Genomic DNA, 1,031 nt, shown 5'->3' with positions numbered 1-1,031 from the left:
AGAGAAGAATCCAACCGGAAATACAATAATTGAGCCATCTGACATTACCGGTTTAACCGTGTCTTCAGACTCTTTAACAAGTAAAGACACAGATTCGTCTACCGTATGTTTCGAGACCGATAGCCATACTGACTTACGGGAAGCAACAGATAAATTTCAACGTCAACTCATTATCAAAGCATTGCATCACGCAGAAAACAACTGGTCTAAGGCAGCCAGATCTCTGTCAATGGACCGTGCAAATCTTGTCAGACTGGCGAAGCGCCTTAATATCACCCTAGTGAAAAAGATAAGAACGTAGCTTTTCGTTCACAGAAATTATAGATATTGTCTATACGTTTCCTATATCTGACCTTACAAAGGAATATATGTTAAATACACTAAAACGGTTTTGGGGTTTTCAAAACAACGTAGTTGTATCAGAAAAAGTCGTTGCCACTATCGGTGGAATGCTAGCTATATTTTTATGCTTTTTTCTTACAACATGGTTGCTAGGCACGGAGGGAGCAGCGGCAATTTTACCATCCATGGGAGCGTCAACGGTCCTTCTTTTTGCTGTTCCTCATGGCCAGCTATCGACGCCATGGGCATTCTTCGCTGGCAATATTCTTTCTGCTATTGTCGGCGTTACAAGTGCACAATACATTGAAAATCTCTTTATTGCCGCTCCGGTAGCAGTGTCGCTTTCGATATTTATTATGCACCTATCTCGCTCATTACATCCTCCAGGTGGTGCTACCGCTTTGGCAGCTGTAATTGGTGGGTCTGCGATAACGGATTTAAGTTATTGGTACGTGCTCACTCCAACTATTATCAACTGCATGATTCTGTTTGCTGTTGCGATACTGTTCAACAATCTTTTTCACTGGCGGCGTTACCCGCAAAGTCTTATGCGATATAAGGGGATAGGCTATAACCCTGACACGAGACGTATAAAAATGCGACATATCCATGAGGCAATCAACCGGTCAGAATTGGTTATTGATGCCAGTGACGAGCAAATTAAACATATCATTGACTTAGCTGATACG

General features: G+C 42.2%; 2 protein-coding genes. Both read left to right on the top strand.

Annotated features, from left to right (window positions below; translation table 11 throughout):
- On the top strand, positions 1 to 301 hold a 301-nt coding region (locus tag MHM99_RS21120; protein ID WP_275445641.1), incomplete at its 5' end, for a helix-turn-helix domain-containing protein.
- Between the two features lie 67 nt (positions 302 to 368).
- Positions 369 to 1,031, top strand: a 663-nt coding sequence (locus MHM99_RS21115; protein ID WP_239220467.1) for an HPP family protein, incomplete at its 3' end; no start/stop codon positions are given.

This window comes from Alteromonas sp. MmMcT2-2 (assembly GCF_022348305.1).
Taxonomy (GTDB): Bacteria; Pseudomonadota; Gammaproteobacteria; order Enterobacterales; family Alteromonadaceae; genus Alteromonas; species Alteromonas macleodii.
The sequence above is the reverse complement of the archived record's forward strand: the minus strand, read 5'-3'. Positions and strand labels throughout refer to the sequence as shown.